This is a genomic window from Arcticibacter sp. MXS-1 (assembly GCF_041902385.1).
Classification (GTDB): Bacteria; Bacteroidota; Bacteroidia; order Sphingobacteriales; family Sphingobacteriaceae; genus Arcticibacter.
This window is the reverse complement of the sequence record NZ_CP169244.1, coordinates 3,560,791-3,575,121: the sequence shown is the minus strand read 5'-3', so window position 1 is coordinate 3,575,121 and position 14,331 is coordinate 3,560,791. Positions and strand designations below refer to the sequence as shown.

At 47.1% G+C, this 14,331-nt stretch carries 11 protein-coding genes and 1 pseudogene; 5 read left to right on the top strand and 7 right to left on the bottom strand.

All coding sequences use genetic code 11. The features are described 5' to 3' along the window. Positions 1-34 precede the first annotated feature (34 nt). A complete protein-coding gene (locus tag ACES2C_RS15435) occupies positions 35-1,282 on the bottom strand; it encodes a competence/damage-inducible protein A (protein ID WP_374163975.1) in 1,248 nt (415 codons plus the stop codon). Positions 1,283-1,322: 40 nt separating this feature from the next. Continuing rightward, positions 1,323-3,914 carry a putative LPS assembly protein LptD gene (locus ACES2C_RS15430; RefSeq protein ID WP_374163974.1) on the bottom strand — a complete coding sequence of 864 codons (2,592 nt, stop codon included), beginning with the start codon at positions 3,912-3,914 and terminating at the stop codon, positions 1,323-1,325. Positions 3,915-3,995: 81 nt separating this feature from the next. Between ACES2C_RS15430 and ACES2C_RS15425 the strand changes: the two genes are divergently transcribed. Beyond that, positions 3,996-4,796 (top strand): N-acetylmuramoyl-L-alanine amidase, encoded by an 801-nt coding sequence (locus tag ACES2C_RS15425; protein WP_374163973.1) that lies wholly within the window; start codon positions 3,996-3,998, stop codon positions 4,794-4,796. A 103-nt stretch (positions 4,797-4,899) separates the two neighbouring features. Beyond that, entirely contained in the window at positions 4,900-5,844 is a 945-nt protein-coding gene (locus tag ACES2C_RS15420) for an MlaD family protein (protein ID WP_374163972.1), read from the top strand. Positions 5,845-6,092: 248 nt separating this feature from the next. Here the strand turns inward: ACES2C_RS15420 and ACES2C_RS15415 are convergent, their stop codons facing one another. The 4 genes from ACES2C_RS15415 to ACES2C_RS15400 form a co-directional block, all read right to left on the bottom strand. Next, positions 6,093-7,007, bottom strand: a complete 915-nt coding sequence (locus ACES2C_RS15415) for a ribonuclease Z (protein ID WP_374163971.1) — start codon at positions 7,005-7,007, stop codon at positions 6,093-6,095. A gap of 15 nt (positions 7,008-7,022) precedes the next feature. Continuing rightward, positions 7,023-7,400 (bottom strand): STAS domain-containing protein, encoded by a 378-nt coding sequence (locus ACES2C_RS15410; RefSeq protein WP_374163970.1) that lies wholly within the window; start codon positions 7,398-7,400, stop codon positions 7,023-7,025. A gap of 48 nt (positions 7,401-7,448) precedes the next feature. Beyond that, positions 7,449-8,396: a phosphoribosylaminoimidazolesuccinocarboxamide synthase gene (locus ACES2C_RS15405; RefSeq protein WP_374163969.1), complete on the bottom strand. Its 948-nt coding sequence runs from the start codon at positions 8,394-8,396 to the stop codon at positions 7,449-7,451. Between the two features lie 90 nt (positions 8,397-8,486). Next, positions 8,487-9,458: a PhoH family protein gene (locus ACES2C_RS15400; protein ID WP_374163968.1), complete on the bottom strand. Its 972-nt coding sequence runs from the start codon at positions 9,456-9,458 to the stop codon at positions 8,487-8,489. A 100-nt stretch (positions 9,459-9,558) separates the two neighbouring features. On the opposite strand from ACES2C_RS15400, the gene ACES2C_RS15395 reads away from it, so the two are divergent. Then, entirely contained in the window at positions 9,559-10,338 is a 780-nt protein-coding gene (locus tag ACES2C_RS15395; protein ID WP_374163967.1) for an S-adenosyl-l-methionine hydroxide adenosyltransferase family protein, read from the top strand. After that, positions 10,335-10,622 carry a putative quinol monooxygenase gene (locus ACES2C_RS15390; protein WP_374163966.1) on the top strand — a complete coding sequence of 96 codons (288 nt, stop codon included), beginning with the start codon at positions 10,335-10,337 and terminating at the stop codon, positions 10,620-10,622. Before ACES2C_RS15395 ends, ACES2C_RS15390 begins: the two co-directional genes overlap by 4 nt. Before the next feature lie 192 nt (positions 10,623-10,814). Here the strand turns inward: ACES2C_RS15390 and ACES2C_RS15385 are convergent. Next, a pseudogene (locus ACES2C_RS15385) lies at positions 10,815-13,429 on the bottom strand (DUF5686 and carboxypeptidase regulatory-like domain-containing protein). A gap of 215 nt (positions 13,430-13,644) precedes the next feature. On the opposite strand from ACES2C_RS15385, the gene ACES2C_RS15380 reads away from it, so the two are divergent. After that, positions 13,645-14,175, top strand: a complete 531-nt coding sequence (locus tag ACES2C_RS15380; RefSeq protein ID WP_374163965.1) for a YceI family protein — start codon at positions 13,645-13,647, stop codon at positions 14,173-14,175. Positions 14,176-14,331 lie beyond the last annotated feature (156 nt).

The following is a 14,331-nucleotide window of genomic DNA, read 5'->3' as shown; positions in this document are numbered from 1 at the left end:
TTGGTATCGCTGCAAAAATAAATGTTTTTAAATGTTATGCGTGGTCTTCACGAACTAATTTCAACAGCAGGATGAGCGCATTTACAGCAGCTCTCTCTATGTTTTGCTGCCGGCGGCTCGGAAACTGAAACTTGCGGGCAACGGTACGATCCCTGGCTGCCACTGCTATCCACACGGTGCCTACGGGCTTGTCGGGTGTGCCGCCTCCGGGACCGGCAATCCCGCTTATGGAGACCGCATAGTCGGCATGGTAGTTCCGCAGCGCACCGGCCGCCATTTCGATGACTGTTTCTTCACTCACGGCTCCGAACTTGCGGAGTGTTTCGGAAGATACGCCAAGCATCGTTTCCTTGAGCTCGTTGGAGTAGCTGACAGCCCCTCCCAGGAACACTTCGCTTGATCCGGGATGTTGTGTGAGAAGATGAGAGAGGTAACCGCCGGTGCAGCTTTCGGCTACTGCCAGCTTTAAGCGGCGCCCCTGCATGTAGTCGAGCAACGCTTTTTCGAGGGGCTTGTCCTCGCTGATCACCACGAACTCGGGGATCAGCTGCCTGATCATCTCTGCGTAATGCTCCACCTCCTGCTTTAATGCTTCTTCTGAATCACCGTAGGCGCTCAGACGGAGGCGCACCTGCCCTAACTTGGGAAGATAGGCCAGCTTGATGTGGGCAGGCAGGGCATTCTCTACAGATGCGATCGCCTCGGCCAGAAAGGACTCGCCTATGCCTGCTGTCAGGATGTTATAATGAACGATGGCGGAAAGGCTGAAATGACGTTTTACCCGGGGAAGAACTTCTTCTTCTACCAGATACATCATTTCGAAAGGCACGCCGGGCATGGAGACGTAGACTTTGCCCTCGTGACCGAACCACATTCCTGGCGCTGTCCCGTTCTTGTTGCGCAGCACGATGCAGTTTTCCGGAACGTCTGCCTGCTGCTCATTGATCTCGAGCATGGGTCGGTTGGAGGCAGCGAAGATGCGTTTCACGTCTTCAAGAGCATCGGCATCTCTGCGAAAACCCACCCCGAAGTACTCTGCCAGGGTTTTCTTGGTAATGTCATCGCGCGTTGGTCCCAGCCCGCCTGTAATGATAATCAGGTCGGCTCTTTTGCTTGCGGCAGCAAGTGCTTCGAGGATATGATCGCGATCATCAGATACCGACGTGATCTGCTTCACGCGAATACCGGCTTCGTTGAGCTTCTGAGCAATCCAGGCGGAGTTGGTGTCGACGATCTGACCGATCAGGATCTCATCGCCGATGGTTATAATTTCAGTTAACATTAATAGTAATTTAAGGGTAGTGCGCTTCTACGGCTGAGCTTCAGATCCTGAAGGATAGAGGCTCTGACGCGGATATCAACACTGTAGCTTTTATACATACCGAAGGGGTCCAGCGGAAGGCCATATCCCAGCAATGGAGGTCGCGGTTAATGGAGAACTGGGTCAAGCTGATCTCTTTCTGACGAAAGTCGTAACCGGAGTTAAACTGGATCTTCCATTTGGGGGTAAGGCTGAAATCGCCATTGAAATTAAGCGTGTTCGTTACTACCGACCGTACCCCATCATTTGAGTAGTTAAGACTGTAGGATGCGCTCAGGTTCCAGGGCACATTGAAATCAACGTAGTAGTTAGGGTTCCTGAGGATACTTTGAATGTCCTGCTGCTGAGCGGGACTTATGTTTGGATCATTCTGTTTTTTTCGCAGCTCCTCATTTCGCTTCTGCAGAGCCGAGGAATTAAAACTAAAATCGGTAGAAACGTTGAAATTAGTGAGCCGGGCGAGTTGCCCTTTTTCAAAGAGATAGTGCCTGGTCCGCCTGGCGTATCCGTTTACATTCTCTACCTGATAGGGGTCAAACGATCCTCCGAAGTTCAGCCCGATCTTCTGATTAAAGAAGGCAGTACGACCGCTAAAGCTGATTGGAGAGAGCTTCATGGAATCGGCTGCGAAGTTATAGCTACCTGAGAAGCGGAGCCCCTGAATAATGGGCACGTTTTTAGTCGCCTCGCTGGTGTCGCTCCTTGATCTTTTCTTGGCTTCAATGGTGTTATCGAGGGAGAAGTTGATGGCGGCCTGCTGGCTGCCTCCGGCACCGCTCTGGAAGATGGAGTACCGGATGTTTCCCTGAAGCTGGCGGAGACTGTCGGGTAACTTAACGGGCATATTCTTTATGTCCCTGTAGAATCCGAATCGGGGGCTAGTAAAATCAGGACTGTAGTTAAAACTCACAGAGGGGGTCATGACATGCCGCAGGGCAATCAGGTTTCCTTTTTTAAAGTTCACCTTACCATACAGCTTTGTTGAGAATCCTCCGCTGAGCCCATAGTTATAATTTCTGGCAAAGCCTTGAACAGTGTCGGTTACGATACCACCCCGGGCAAATGGATTATAACTTTTTCTGACGGTCTGAAAGGTCCAGAGTTCATTGTAGTTCACGCTGGTGTTGAACTGCAGTACCTTGAGCACGTTAAGACTCATGCTCACTGGAATGGCGTGCCTGAAGGTGCTTTGGAAGTCGTTCAGCGTTTCTTTTCTGAACAAAGCGCTTTCTGCTCCTGAATAGGAGTTGTTTCCCTGGAGGGAGTACCCTACCGAAATTCGCTGATACCACTTTTGCTCTCCTACCCGGTTCTTTGAATCGAAAGGATTGATGGTGGTCATGCTCAGGTTGAATGAAGGCAGTTCAAGGTCTACGGTTTTGGCAAACAAATCCTGCCGGTGACTCAAACTTGAGGTAAAGTTAAAGAGCCCATCGAAGAAGGTCCTGCCGTAGGCGATACTTGATGACATGTTGTTACGGGTGAGAGCGCCAAAGTTGTACGTCCCGTTGGCTGCCGTTTGCTGAAAATAGGAACTGGTACCAAAATTGACGTTTGCGCTGAACGTTACGCCCGGATTGGCAGCCTGATCCTGTGAGTGAGTCCACTGAACGTTGAATTGCTTGCTTGCCCGGTCCGAGTTGGTGCCCCTGACGCCGTTCGGATCTTTTATTGAGGCATAGCTGAAGTTGACGCTGCCGCTATATTTATAGTTCTTTTTGTACCGGGCAATGGTGTTCACGTCGTAAGAGCCCTTACTGTAGAGCGTTCCGGTAATGTCGGCATCCCAATAGTCGTTGATACCCAGGTACCAGCCAATGCCCTGCATATAGAAACCACGGTTCGCATCTTCACCGAAGGTCGGAAAGCGAAAGCCTGAAGAGCGCTTATTGGTCTTCGGAAAAAAACCGAAGGGCAGATAGGCAAGGTAGATGGGAATGTGCTCAATCTCAAGATAGGCAGATTTTGCCATCACCTGCTTTTCGGTGACGATACCTTTGCTGATGTGGATCCCGAAGTGGGTGTAGGGCTCAGGCAGACTACAGGTACTGTAAATCCCGTCCTTTAAAAAGCCTTCGTTATACTCGTTCTTCTTGAACTTTCCCGCCTGGATATAGCCTTCATCGGCAGATGTGGCGGTACCAAAGGCAATGGCCTTCTTCGAATCAAAATTATAGACGAGCGAATCGGCAGTGACAGGCGGCTCAGAGCCCTGCTTGGAAATAGGGCGACCGCGGTATACGTTGTACTTGTCGTGCCGTCCGCTGGCAAAAAGTGTCTTCCCTTTCTGGTCTATTCGGATAAAATCGGCATCAAGTTCAAGTTCCTCATAATAAATTCGTCCTTTTCCGTATAAATATATAGTACTTCCGTCTACGCTGAACTTTATGGAGTCTTCTGCCGTATACCTGATCTCTGAACTCAGGCCGGTAAGGGTTTTAGAAGAGAGCGAATCACGTTTTACAGAGTCGCGGGTGGCAGAGTCAGCACGGGCCGTATCACGGACAGGACGGGTTACACCGCCTGTAGTGCGCTGTGCCTGTAGATTGAACGAAAAGATGAATAGAAAAAAAACTATTAGGATATGTCTCACAAAAGCGCCTGACGGATTTTTTAATTAGTAACGAATATTATTTTTGCAATGATACAGTACGGTTCAAAATTAATGAAAATAATGCCATTGAAAAGATTACTTTCTGCATTGCTCTTCCCATTGCTCCTTTTCCCCCTTCTCTCTTTAGGCTCAGGGGCTGCCATCCCTCCTTACCGGATAAAAACGATTGTCATTGATGCCGGACATGGCGGTAAAGACGGCGCTACCAGAGGCCTTATAGCCCGGGAAAAGGACATTGCCCTGCAGGTGGCTTTGCGGCTTGGGAAAGCGATCAACGAAGCACTGCCGGATATCAAGGTACTCTATACACGGACAGAGGATGTGTTTATACCGCTTTATGAACGAATAGGACTGGCCAATACCAATAAGGCAGACATGTTCATCTCCATTCACTGTAACTCGATGCCCGCCAACATGCGGAACCGTACCGCGTCCAAGGGAGTAGAAACGTTTGTCTCGGGTTTTGGCCGCCTCGGCGAGCAAAACACAGCGATCAGGGAGAATGCGTCGATCTTGCTTGAAAAGGACTACCAGGAGAACTACGAGGGGTATGACCCGAAAGACCCTGAGAGTATCATCATCTTTTCTCTTCTCAAGAACGCCTACCGGGAGCAGAGTATCCGCCTGGCCACCCTCATCCAAAACGAGTATGTGGCAAGCGGTCGGATAGACCGGGGAGTAAAGGAACAAAGTCTGGCCGTGCTGGCTAAGGCAGGTATGCCTGCCGTGCTGACCGAGATCGGATTTATCAGCAATCCTGAAGAAGAAGAATACATGGTGTCTGAAACGGGACAGAATGAAATTGTTAATTGTTTACTAAAAGCAATCCAGACGTATAAGAAACAGGTGGAGATCGAGTAATTTAAGCAAAGCCGAAAACCTTAATGCCTGCTTATAGTTTATAATATCATAAATTATTTAGTTTATCTCACTAAACTGAATACATTAGCCAAACACGAATTGGATGAAGATTACAAACGAAACTAAAGTTGGTATACTGGCAGCAGTAGCCATTGCTATTTTGGTCATTGGATACAGCTTCCTTAAGGGAAACGATGTTTTCTCAAGAGAACAGGAGTTTTATGCAGCTTACGACAATGTCGAAGGGCTTGCAGTTTCAAACCCCGTATTGGTTAACGGCTTTCAGATTGGCAGGGTCTCGGCTCTGCGGCTGATGGAGAACGGCCAAATCCTGGCTCAGCTAAAAATCAACCCTGATTACGAGATCCCATTGAGCACGATTGCTCACCTGGAGAGCACCAGTTTATTGGGAAGCAAAGCCATAGTCTTTGAACTGGGCAGAGGCGACAAATACGCCGAAAGCGGTGATACCCTTCGGGCCAGTGTGCAAAAGGATTTGCTGCAACAGGTGAAACCGGTTCAGCAAAAGGCAGAAGCGATGATCAGTCGCTTAGACTCCATCCTGACCTCTCTGAACAACACGATCAGTCCGGAGTTTCAGAGGAACTTTAACAACAGTTTTGCCAGCATCGCTCATATCCTGCGGACGCTTGAGTCGACTACCAAAACGATTGACGGAATGGTAGGAGTTCAGGGCAGCCGCCTGACCACTATTTTCGGAAACCTGGAATCAATCACGACCAACCTGAAAAACAACAATCAGAAGATCACGGCGGTGATGTCTAACCTTGAATCGGTAACCGATCAGTTTGCCAGAGCGAACTTCGAGCAGACCATCAGGAATGCTGATAAGGCGGTAGCCGATATGCAGACGGCTATCAACAAGGTGAATTCCGGACAGGGGTCTTTAGGAAAGCTGGTTAACGATGAGCAGCTCTACAATAACCTGAACAATGCCGCTCAGAACCTGGATAAGCTGATGATTGACCTGAAAGCGCACCCAAGCCGGTACGTAAGTTTCTCAATATTCGGCGGAAAGAAAGACTGATAAAGGCGGAAAGCTTTGAGCGGAAAGCTGAAGGCGGAAAGCAGAAAGCTTAAAGCGGAAGGCAGAAAGGGGAAAGCTTAAAGGGGAAGGCCAATAACTAATAGCGGACGAAGGCCGACTGAGAGTCGAAAGCGGGAAGCCAATAGCAAAGAGCTTACAGCCAACAGCGGCCAAAGGCCCAGGCTGAAAGCTAATCGCCAACAGCCAAAAGCCAAAAGCTAATCGCCAATAGCGGCCGAAGGCCCAATCTATATCTCAAATGTATGTCCCTCGAGGGCGAGACGCGAGTTTGGAAAGACTTCCCTTGCCTCTTCCAGAAGAGGATCAAGCTCGCGGTATCTTGCGGAGAAATGGCCGAGCAGGAGCTGATTCTTTACACCTGCTTCCCTTGCTACCTCGGCAGCCTGAAGGGCTGTCGTATGATAGGTATCCTGAGCTCGCTGCAGCATTTCGTGCAGAAATGTTGATTCATGATAAAGGGTATCGACCCCTCTGATCTGATCGATATATTTCCAATTACAAATGGTGTCGGAGCAATAAGCATAGGACCTGGGCTCGTCGGGATCGGTAGTAAGATCTGCAGCGGCATAGGTGATTCCGTTCTTGTCGGTATAATCCATCCCCTGCTTGATTAAAGGGATCATTTCAATCGGCACTCCGATCTCCTCTACACGTTCCTTAATGATCCTCCGCTGTTTCCGTTTCTGGGTGAACTTAAAGCCCGTGCAGGCTATGCGGTGTTCCAGCAGTATGGTTTCGACCTGGATATCGCTATTTTCAAAGATGACTTCAGGTTGTTCCGTCTGAGTGGGATGGAAAAGTATAGGATAACGAAGTTCAGTCTCTGAGTACTTTAGCTGGATATCGATAATTTCCTTCAGCTCAGGCGGACCGAACAAACCGATGGGCTTGGTACGACCGTTAAGATGAAGAGAGGACAATAAGCCAACTAAGCCCAGATAGTGGTCTCCATGAAGGTGACTTATAAATATGTAGTTGATCCTTTGGGCTTTTATTCCGTTCCTGATAAGTTGCTGCTGAGTTCCTTCTCCGCAGTCGATAAGGAAAAGACGTTCGTTAACGTTTAGTATTTGCGCAGTTGGGTTTCGATTAAAAATAGGTGTTGCTGAGCTGCTTCCGAGAATAGTAACATCAAACCTCATTCACCACTACAGTAATTACTCTGCCTCTCTTTTTAAATCTCTCTCAACTTCTTCCATAAAGATAAAGTCTATTGCTTCTTCAACGGTTGGTGTAATATTCAACACAGTCTCAAGCTGAGAGATTGTAATTAATTTTTCCAGATTTTCACTCATCCCCGTAATTACAAAGCTGCCGGATGAATTCTTACAAAGCCTGTGCCCTACCAGTAAGCTGCTTAATCCCGATGAATCCGAGTACTTAACAGACGACAGGTCGAGTATAATATTGCGCTTCCCCTCGGTATTGATCAAGATCAGCTCCGATTTAAGCTGAGGAGATACAAGGCTATTCAACTTGGTCTCATCAAGCTTTAACAGAACATATTTGTCGTGTTTATCAACAGTAAATTTCATATCATTTTGGTTTTCAGTACTCCCGTATACAATATTATAAAATAATTTTCAATTTAAACGATTTATGCTTTCGAGAATATTATTTTCAACTCTTTCCAGAGCGGCTTCGGCATCGGCTTTCCTGAATTTCTCGCCGGTGATATGCTCGTACAATTCAATGTAGCGGTCTGAAACTGACTGCACCAGTTCTTCAGACATAAAAGGCACAGTCTGACCTTCTTTTCCCTGAAACCCGTTCTCGATAAGCCAGCGCCTTAAAAATTCTTTTGACAGCTGACGCTGAGGTTCCCCTTTCTCCTGCAGTTCCTTGTAAGTATCGAGGTAAAAATACCTGGAAGAATCGGGGGTATGAATCTCATCGATCAGATAAATCTTCCCGTCGGATTTGCCGAACTCATATTTGGTATCCACAAGGATGAGTCCTCTTTCGGCAGCAATCTCCACACCGCGCAGATAAAGCTGACGGGTATAATTCTCCAGCTGAACGTAATCTTCCTCTGCCACGATACCCTGCTTGAGGATTGCCTCCCGCGAAATATCTTCATCATGACCTACCGCCGCCTTGGTTGTAGGGGTGATAATGGGTTCGGGCAACGGGTCGTTCTCTCTTAAGCCCTCCGGCAGACTCACTCCGCAAATTTCACGCTTGCCGGCACTGTACTCTCTCCAGGCGTGTCCCGCCAGATATCCTCTGATAACCATTTCCACCTTAAAAGGTTCGCACATTTTGCCTACAGTTACACTGGGATCGGGAACATCAATCACCCAATTAGGAACAATATCCTGAGTAGCCTGGAGGAACTTTGCTGCAATCTGGTTTAACACCTGCCCCTTAAATGGAATTGGTTCAGGAAGTATGACATCGAAAGCTGAAATACGATCGCTTGCTACCATCACCAGAAACTTGCCGGAGATTGTATAAACATCGCGTACTTTTCCTCTGTAAAAATTAGTCTGCCCTGGAAATTTAAAATTTGTTTCCTTTATTGCACTCATGCTGTATATGGATGGTTGAATTAAGGTGCAAAACTATTAATTATTCTGCAGAATGCGAGATAAGAGATGTCACAAATCTAGCGTTAACTATCATGCACCTTGTATATCGCCATACGCCTCAAGTATGCGTTTAACCAGCTTATGTCTGACTACATCTTCGCCGCTCAGGTAGATGATATCAATCCCCTTGATGTCAGAGAGAATTCTAAGCGCGGTATAGAGGCCCGACTGCTGTTTCTTTGGCAAATCAACCTGAGTGACGTCACCAGTAACGATGAACTTGGCAGAAGGCCCCATGCGGGTGAGGAACATTTTGAGCTGCATGTCGGTAGCGTTCTGAGCCTCGTCAAGGATAACGAAGCAGTTATCAAGCGTACGGCCGCGCATGAAAGCCAGAGGTGCAATTTCAATAGTGCGGTTCTCGAGGTAGGCCTTCAGCTTCTCGGGCGGGATCATGTCATCAAGAGCGTCGTATAAGGGTCGCAGGTAAGGATCGATCTTTTCTTTCATGTCACCGGGAAGAAAGCCGAGGTTCTCGCCAGCCTCTACAGCAGGACGGGTAAGAATGATCCTTTTGATCTCCTTATTTTTGAGGGCCCTTACAGCCAAAGCTACTGCTGTGTAGGTTTTACCTGTACCTGCAGGTCCAATGGCAAAGAGAATGTCGCTTCGGTTGATACTCTCTACCATCCTGCGCTGATTGGGCGTACGTGCTTTTACAACAATACCATTAGGGCCAAATACGATGGGCTCGCCTCCCAATGGTGCAGGCTTGTCCGGATCGCCTTCCGCAGGCTTCTCAGTGGCAAAGCGGGCGCCAAGCAGTGCTTCCAGCTCGTTTGACGAGAGGCTGTGAAACCTCTCGACGTGCGCCAGTATCTTGTCAAACCTTTGCTGAAAGGATGTTAATTCTGCCTCATCTCCCAACACCTTTACTTCTGTTCCCCGGGCTACGATTTTTATTTTTGGAAATTGTTTTTTGATCAGTTCGAAATACTCATTATTGGCTCCCCAGAGTACTACGGGGTTAATCTGCTCAAGATCAATCTTTAGTTCGCTCAATTTATGCTTTTTTTAAGTTTCCTGATTTATTTGCAATTAAAAATTCAATATTTGCAGGTTATAATCATACACAAGATTAACAATAAATATTCACATTTTAATGGCTGTAATAACTTTAACAACCGACCTCGGTTACAAAGATTTTTACCAGGCTGCCCTGAAAGGGAGCATCCTTACCATTATGCCAGAGGTGAATATCGTTGATATTACCCACAGTATTTCAGCTTTTAACATTTCGCAGGCTGCTTTCGTTTTAAAAAATGCGTTCCACTATTTCCCAAACAAAACGGTCCATCTAATTGGGATCGATTCGGTTTACAACGCGAACACGAGGTACCTGGCCCTTGAATACAGAGGTCACTATTTTGTAGGCTCAGACAACGGCATTTTTTCACTGATGTTTGAGGAGGCTCCCACTACAGTTGTTGAGCTGAATATTATGCAGGACCTCAAATATCTGCACTTTCCGCTTACCGACATCTTTGCAAAAGCTGCATGCCATCTGGCTGCAGGAAAACCGATTGAAGAAATCGGGATCCCGGTGCACGAACTGGAGGAAAAGGTGTATCTGCAGCCGGTTATAGAGAAAGACCTGATCAAGGGAAGTGTTATCTACATCGATTCTTTCCAGAACGTGATCACCAATATATCAAAGGACCTGTTTAGTCAGGTTCAGAGGAACAGGCCCTTTGTCCTGACCTTCAAGAGAAATGAGAAGATCACCAATCTGAGCTGGCACTATAACGAGGTCCCTGAAGGCGAGAAACTGTGCCTCTTCGGAATTAGCAATCACCTGGAAATCGCGATAAATAAAGGTAATGCAAGCGGCTTGCTGGGCCTGCATTTGGGAGATATTGTAAGAGTAGAATTTTATTCATGATTACACGAGTTGTTAAGATGACTTTTCGTCCGGAGAAGAGCGAAGAGTTTTTGCACATTTTTTACGAAACGCAGCGGGTAATTATCACCCAGTTTGAAGGCTGCGAGAAATTAGACCTTCTGCGTGACAGTAAAAACCCCGACCAGTACTTTACCTTAAGCTACTGGCGGTCGGAGGAGGACCTGGAGAAATACCGGTCATCAGAATACTTTAAACAAACCTGGCCGGAAGTAAGAGCTTTGTTCGCTGAGCGCGCCCAGGCCTGGAGCCTTTTGCCTCAATAAAGAGGCAATATTATACGTGATTTCGACCTCTTTTTTTGCTAAGGCATTAACGAGTGGTCGTACATTGGAACGATACTGGCATTTGGTTTTTCGCTTCAGGTAATTTCTTATCAAATTTCTGCGAAAACAGCGCTGTTATACCGACTCCAGTATCTCGCCCTAAACGAATGGCACTGTATTCTTCTGGCCTTGTCAGTCTTGCCGCTCTACCCGGAAGATGGTAGCTATGCCTAACCTTAGCCCTGTTTCCTGATAGTGGCCATTAATGAAAGACGCGCCCACCTCAATCCTGAAGATTCGGAACACGTTGTCGAGTGAATAGCCAGCTTCAAAGTAGTTGGGGGAGTTCGAGGTCTTGAGATAATTAAAGAATACGTTCTCCTTCAGTCCCCGGTACCGCACACCGGGAATGCGTGTCAGCAGGAACTTACGGAACTGATAGTGTGTATTGGCTGATAAATAACTATTATCAGTGCTATACTGGTAATAATCAAGCAGTCTGAATCCCCCGGCCGGACGTATGGTAGAAAGCAGGGTCCTGTTTCCGTCGAAGTGCTTATAGTCCATGAAATAGAGCCGTTTAGCATTAAGGAAGGTTCCTCCCTTCAGCTGAAAGTCGAGTCGCCCTGCTGCACCAGTCGTCATCCGGTGACTAAATCCTCCTTCTATGCGGTCAAAGTTCACATCGCTTCCCAGCGCTCCGCTGATGCCCCTGGTGTATAAGAGCGACAGCTCAGGCGAACGGTCCGTCATGGCTATCCTTCTGCCATTGTAGATACGATAGCTGGCCAGCGGCCTGTAAGATACAGAAGCGTTCAGGATCAGGGCTTCATGATCAGGAAACCTTACCTGGCCAAGTTCAATATTTTCGGGGAAGTTACTGGAGTATTCTCTGCTGTCGCGATAGAGGAAACTGTAGTCTGACTGATTGGTCAGCTCTTTCCTTTTCGCCCATTCCAGACTCCCTTCAAACCGGAGAAACGGAGATTGCTTATAGGTAAACGATGCCCCGCCGTAGTTCTTCTCATAAAGCTTCATGTAGTTTCGCCTCGCGAACAGACTCGTAAGTGAATTAATTAAAGGATGAATAGGGTCGTCCTGATTGAATTGCTCGACAAACTTCCCCCTTCCAGCCGAAACTGTCCCTTACGGATGCTGTGCGAAAGACGCCCCTTGAAGTAGAAATCCTTACTTGAGAATCCATACCTCAGGGCAGGTGAAAAGTCCCACTGTTTCCGTAAACTGTCGTACTGATACTTAAACTTCCCGCTCAGGTTGATGTTAAAGCCCTCTACCGTATTATAATACACCTGGGTGAGAGTTGGATCAATCTGAGCAGTCGCGCGGGCCGACAGGTTATAACTCGCTCCGCCAATGACGTCGAGGGGACTAAAGCGTTTTTTCTTAATGACCTTAAGACTGTCTTTCCCCGCAAGCCGGGCCGACTGAATACGCGCCAGGGAGTCATCGCGACGATACCCCTGCTGCTCCTTCGCTGTAAGCGGAACAGAGCGAATTTCGGCCCAATAAGAGGAGTCGCGTTTTGTGGCATTGCTGTCAGTCCTGAAGCTAAGGTCACTGATCACGTTGCTGTCTTTCTTTCCCTTCAGGCTCTCCTTTTCGTATTGGTCCATCATCTTGTAAAACTGCTTTCTGCTGAGCTTTGCAGATGGAGGTACCATTGCCGCCGGAGCCTTTCCCGACCGCTTTAATGCCGCTATCTCTTCAGGCGCAGGCTCCACTTTTTCATCAACGACATCGGCCTTAAACACCAGATCTTTGTTAAGTTCAACCTTGTATTCGCGACAAGATGCCAGGTAGTTGTAGTGCCCTTCAAAGCCGAGCACATTTCCTGAAAACTGATAACGGTGAGTAACGGGCATCCAGACGTTAGGGGCTACCTCCCCATAATTCTGCCTCACGCTTACAGGAAAGCCCATTATGCTCGTCTTCAGATCAAGACTGTGGATGGCCCATTCGTCCTCAATGAGATAGATGGTTCCCTCGAACACATTATCGCCTCTTGAGCGGGGAGTGACCCTTATTTTATTAACCTCATGTCCGCCGTCGCTAAAGCTCCCCTCATAGGTGAACCGGTACCAGCGAAAGGCCGTTCTTGAAAGAGGAGAAACAGCTCCGGCTATCTTATCGGCATAAAAGCTCTGGTTGATAAACAGGGACGGTGATATCGATGCGTTGTTACTTCCCTTTGTGCGGATTGCGATCACCTTTTCTTCTATTTTATTGGGCTGCCTGAACCGGATGTGACTCACCGATTCTGTTGTGTAGGCTTCGTTGATGTTCACTCCCTCCTTCTTCAGCTTATTCCGTATGAAAAAAGGCGCCTTTGATAACTCGCCCGTCCCTTTAATGTACACCTTCATCTCATAGTTGTTGTACTGCAGCTGGTGGTACTTCTTTTTGGCGATGGCTTTTCTGATGATCGTATACGCAAAATCTTCCTTGCGTCCCTTCCCTACCTGCACTTCATTCAACAGGTAGCCCTGAGCCGTCAGAACAAAATCTTTCTCAATCCACCCGTCACTAACTGAGAAGCGATACTCCTGAGCCTTATATCCTATATTTTGAACTCTCAGCGTGTAATCGCCGGGTGCAAGCTTTAATTCAAACTTTCCCTCCTCACTTGCGCTTGTTCCACTTTTCAGGGATACGACAAAGACTGATGCGTATGGCAGTGGCTGTCCATCTGCTCCCTTTACTGTCCCCCGTATGCCCTGGCTATACACCGCAGCAGAGGACAAGAGAAAAGAACAAAACGCAATAAAGTTTAAGAGTTGATATTTCATTGATCTTGATTAAAGGCTCCGGATAAAAATAACAAAAGACAACGGCGGTAATAAAGCTTTAACACTTTTTAAGAGATGCTCATTCTAAAAAAAGTTACAGATATAAATTTCTTAATCTAGATCAATAGTAAAGGCTGCAGAGCCGGCTACCTTTGAATTATAAATTTTGAAAGCATATTCTTTAACTTTTTGTTAACTATTAAAACTCAAACAAAATGGCAACTATTTGGAAAATTGATCCTACCCACAGCGAAGTACAGTTTAAAGTAAAGCACCTGATGATCACCACAGTGACGGGCTACTTCAAAGAATTTGATCTTGAGGTTGAGACTGAAGGAGACGACTTTGCAAAAGCTGGCAAGATCGAATTCACTGCTAATGTCGATTCAATTAGCACAAACAATGAACAGCGCGACACCCACCTAAAGTCTGCCGACTTCTTTCATGCAGAAGAGCATGCGACCGTACATTTTGTTGGCACATCTTTAGAGCAGGACGGCGACGAAGGCAAGCTGCATGGCGATCTGACCATCAAGGGCGTGACAAAGCCTATTGCTCTGGAAGTTGAATTTGGAGGCATCGTGGTTGACCCTTACGGACAAACAAAAGCAGGCTTTACCGTAAAAGGAAAAATCAGCCGTAAGGAGTTCGGCCTAACATGGAGTGCCGTTACTGAAGCCGGACAGGTAGTGGTAAGTGACGATATTCGCATCTTATGCGAAATACAGCTGGTAAAGCAAGGATAAAGCAACTGAAAATCTACAAAAGAAAAGTGTAGACGTATTTCCCCAAATATCCTAAAAAGCAGAAACAGAAATGTTTCTGCTTTTTAATATCACTCTTTTTTTATTCACACAAGCTCCTTTCACTTCATCTGTCAGGTACCTAACGCCAACTATAGA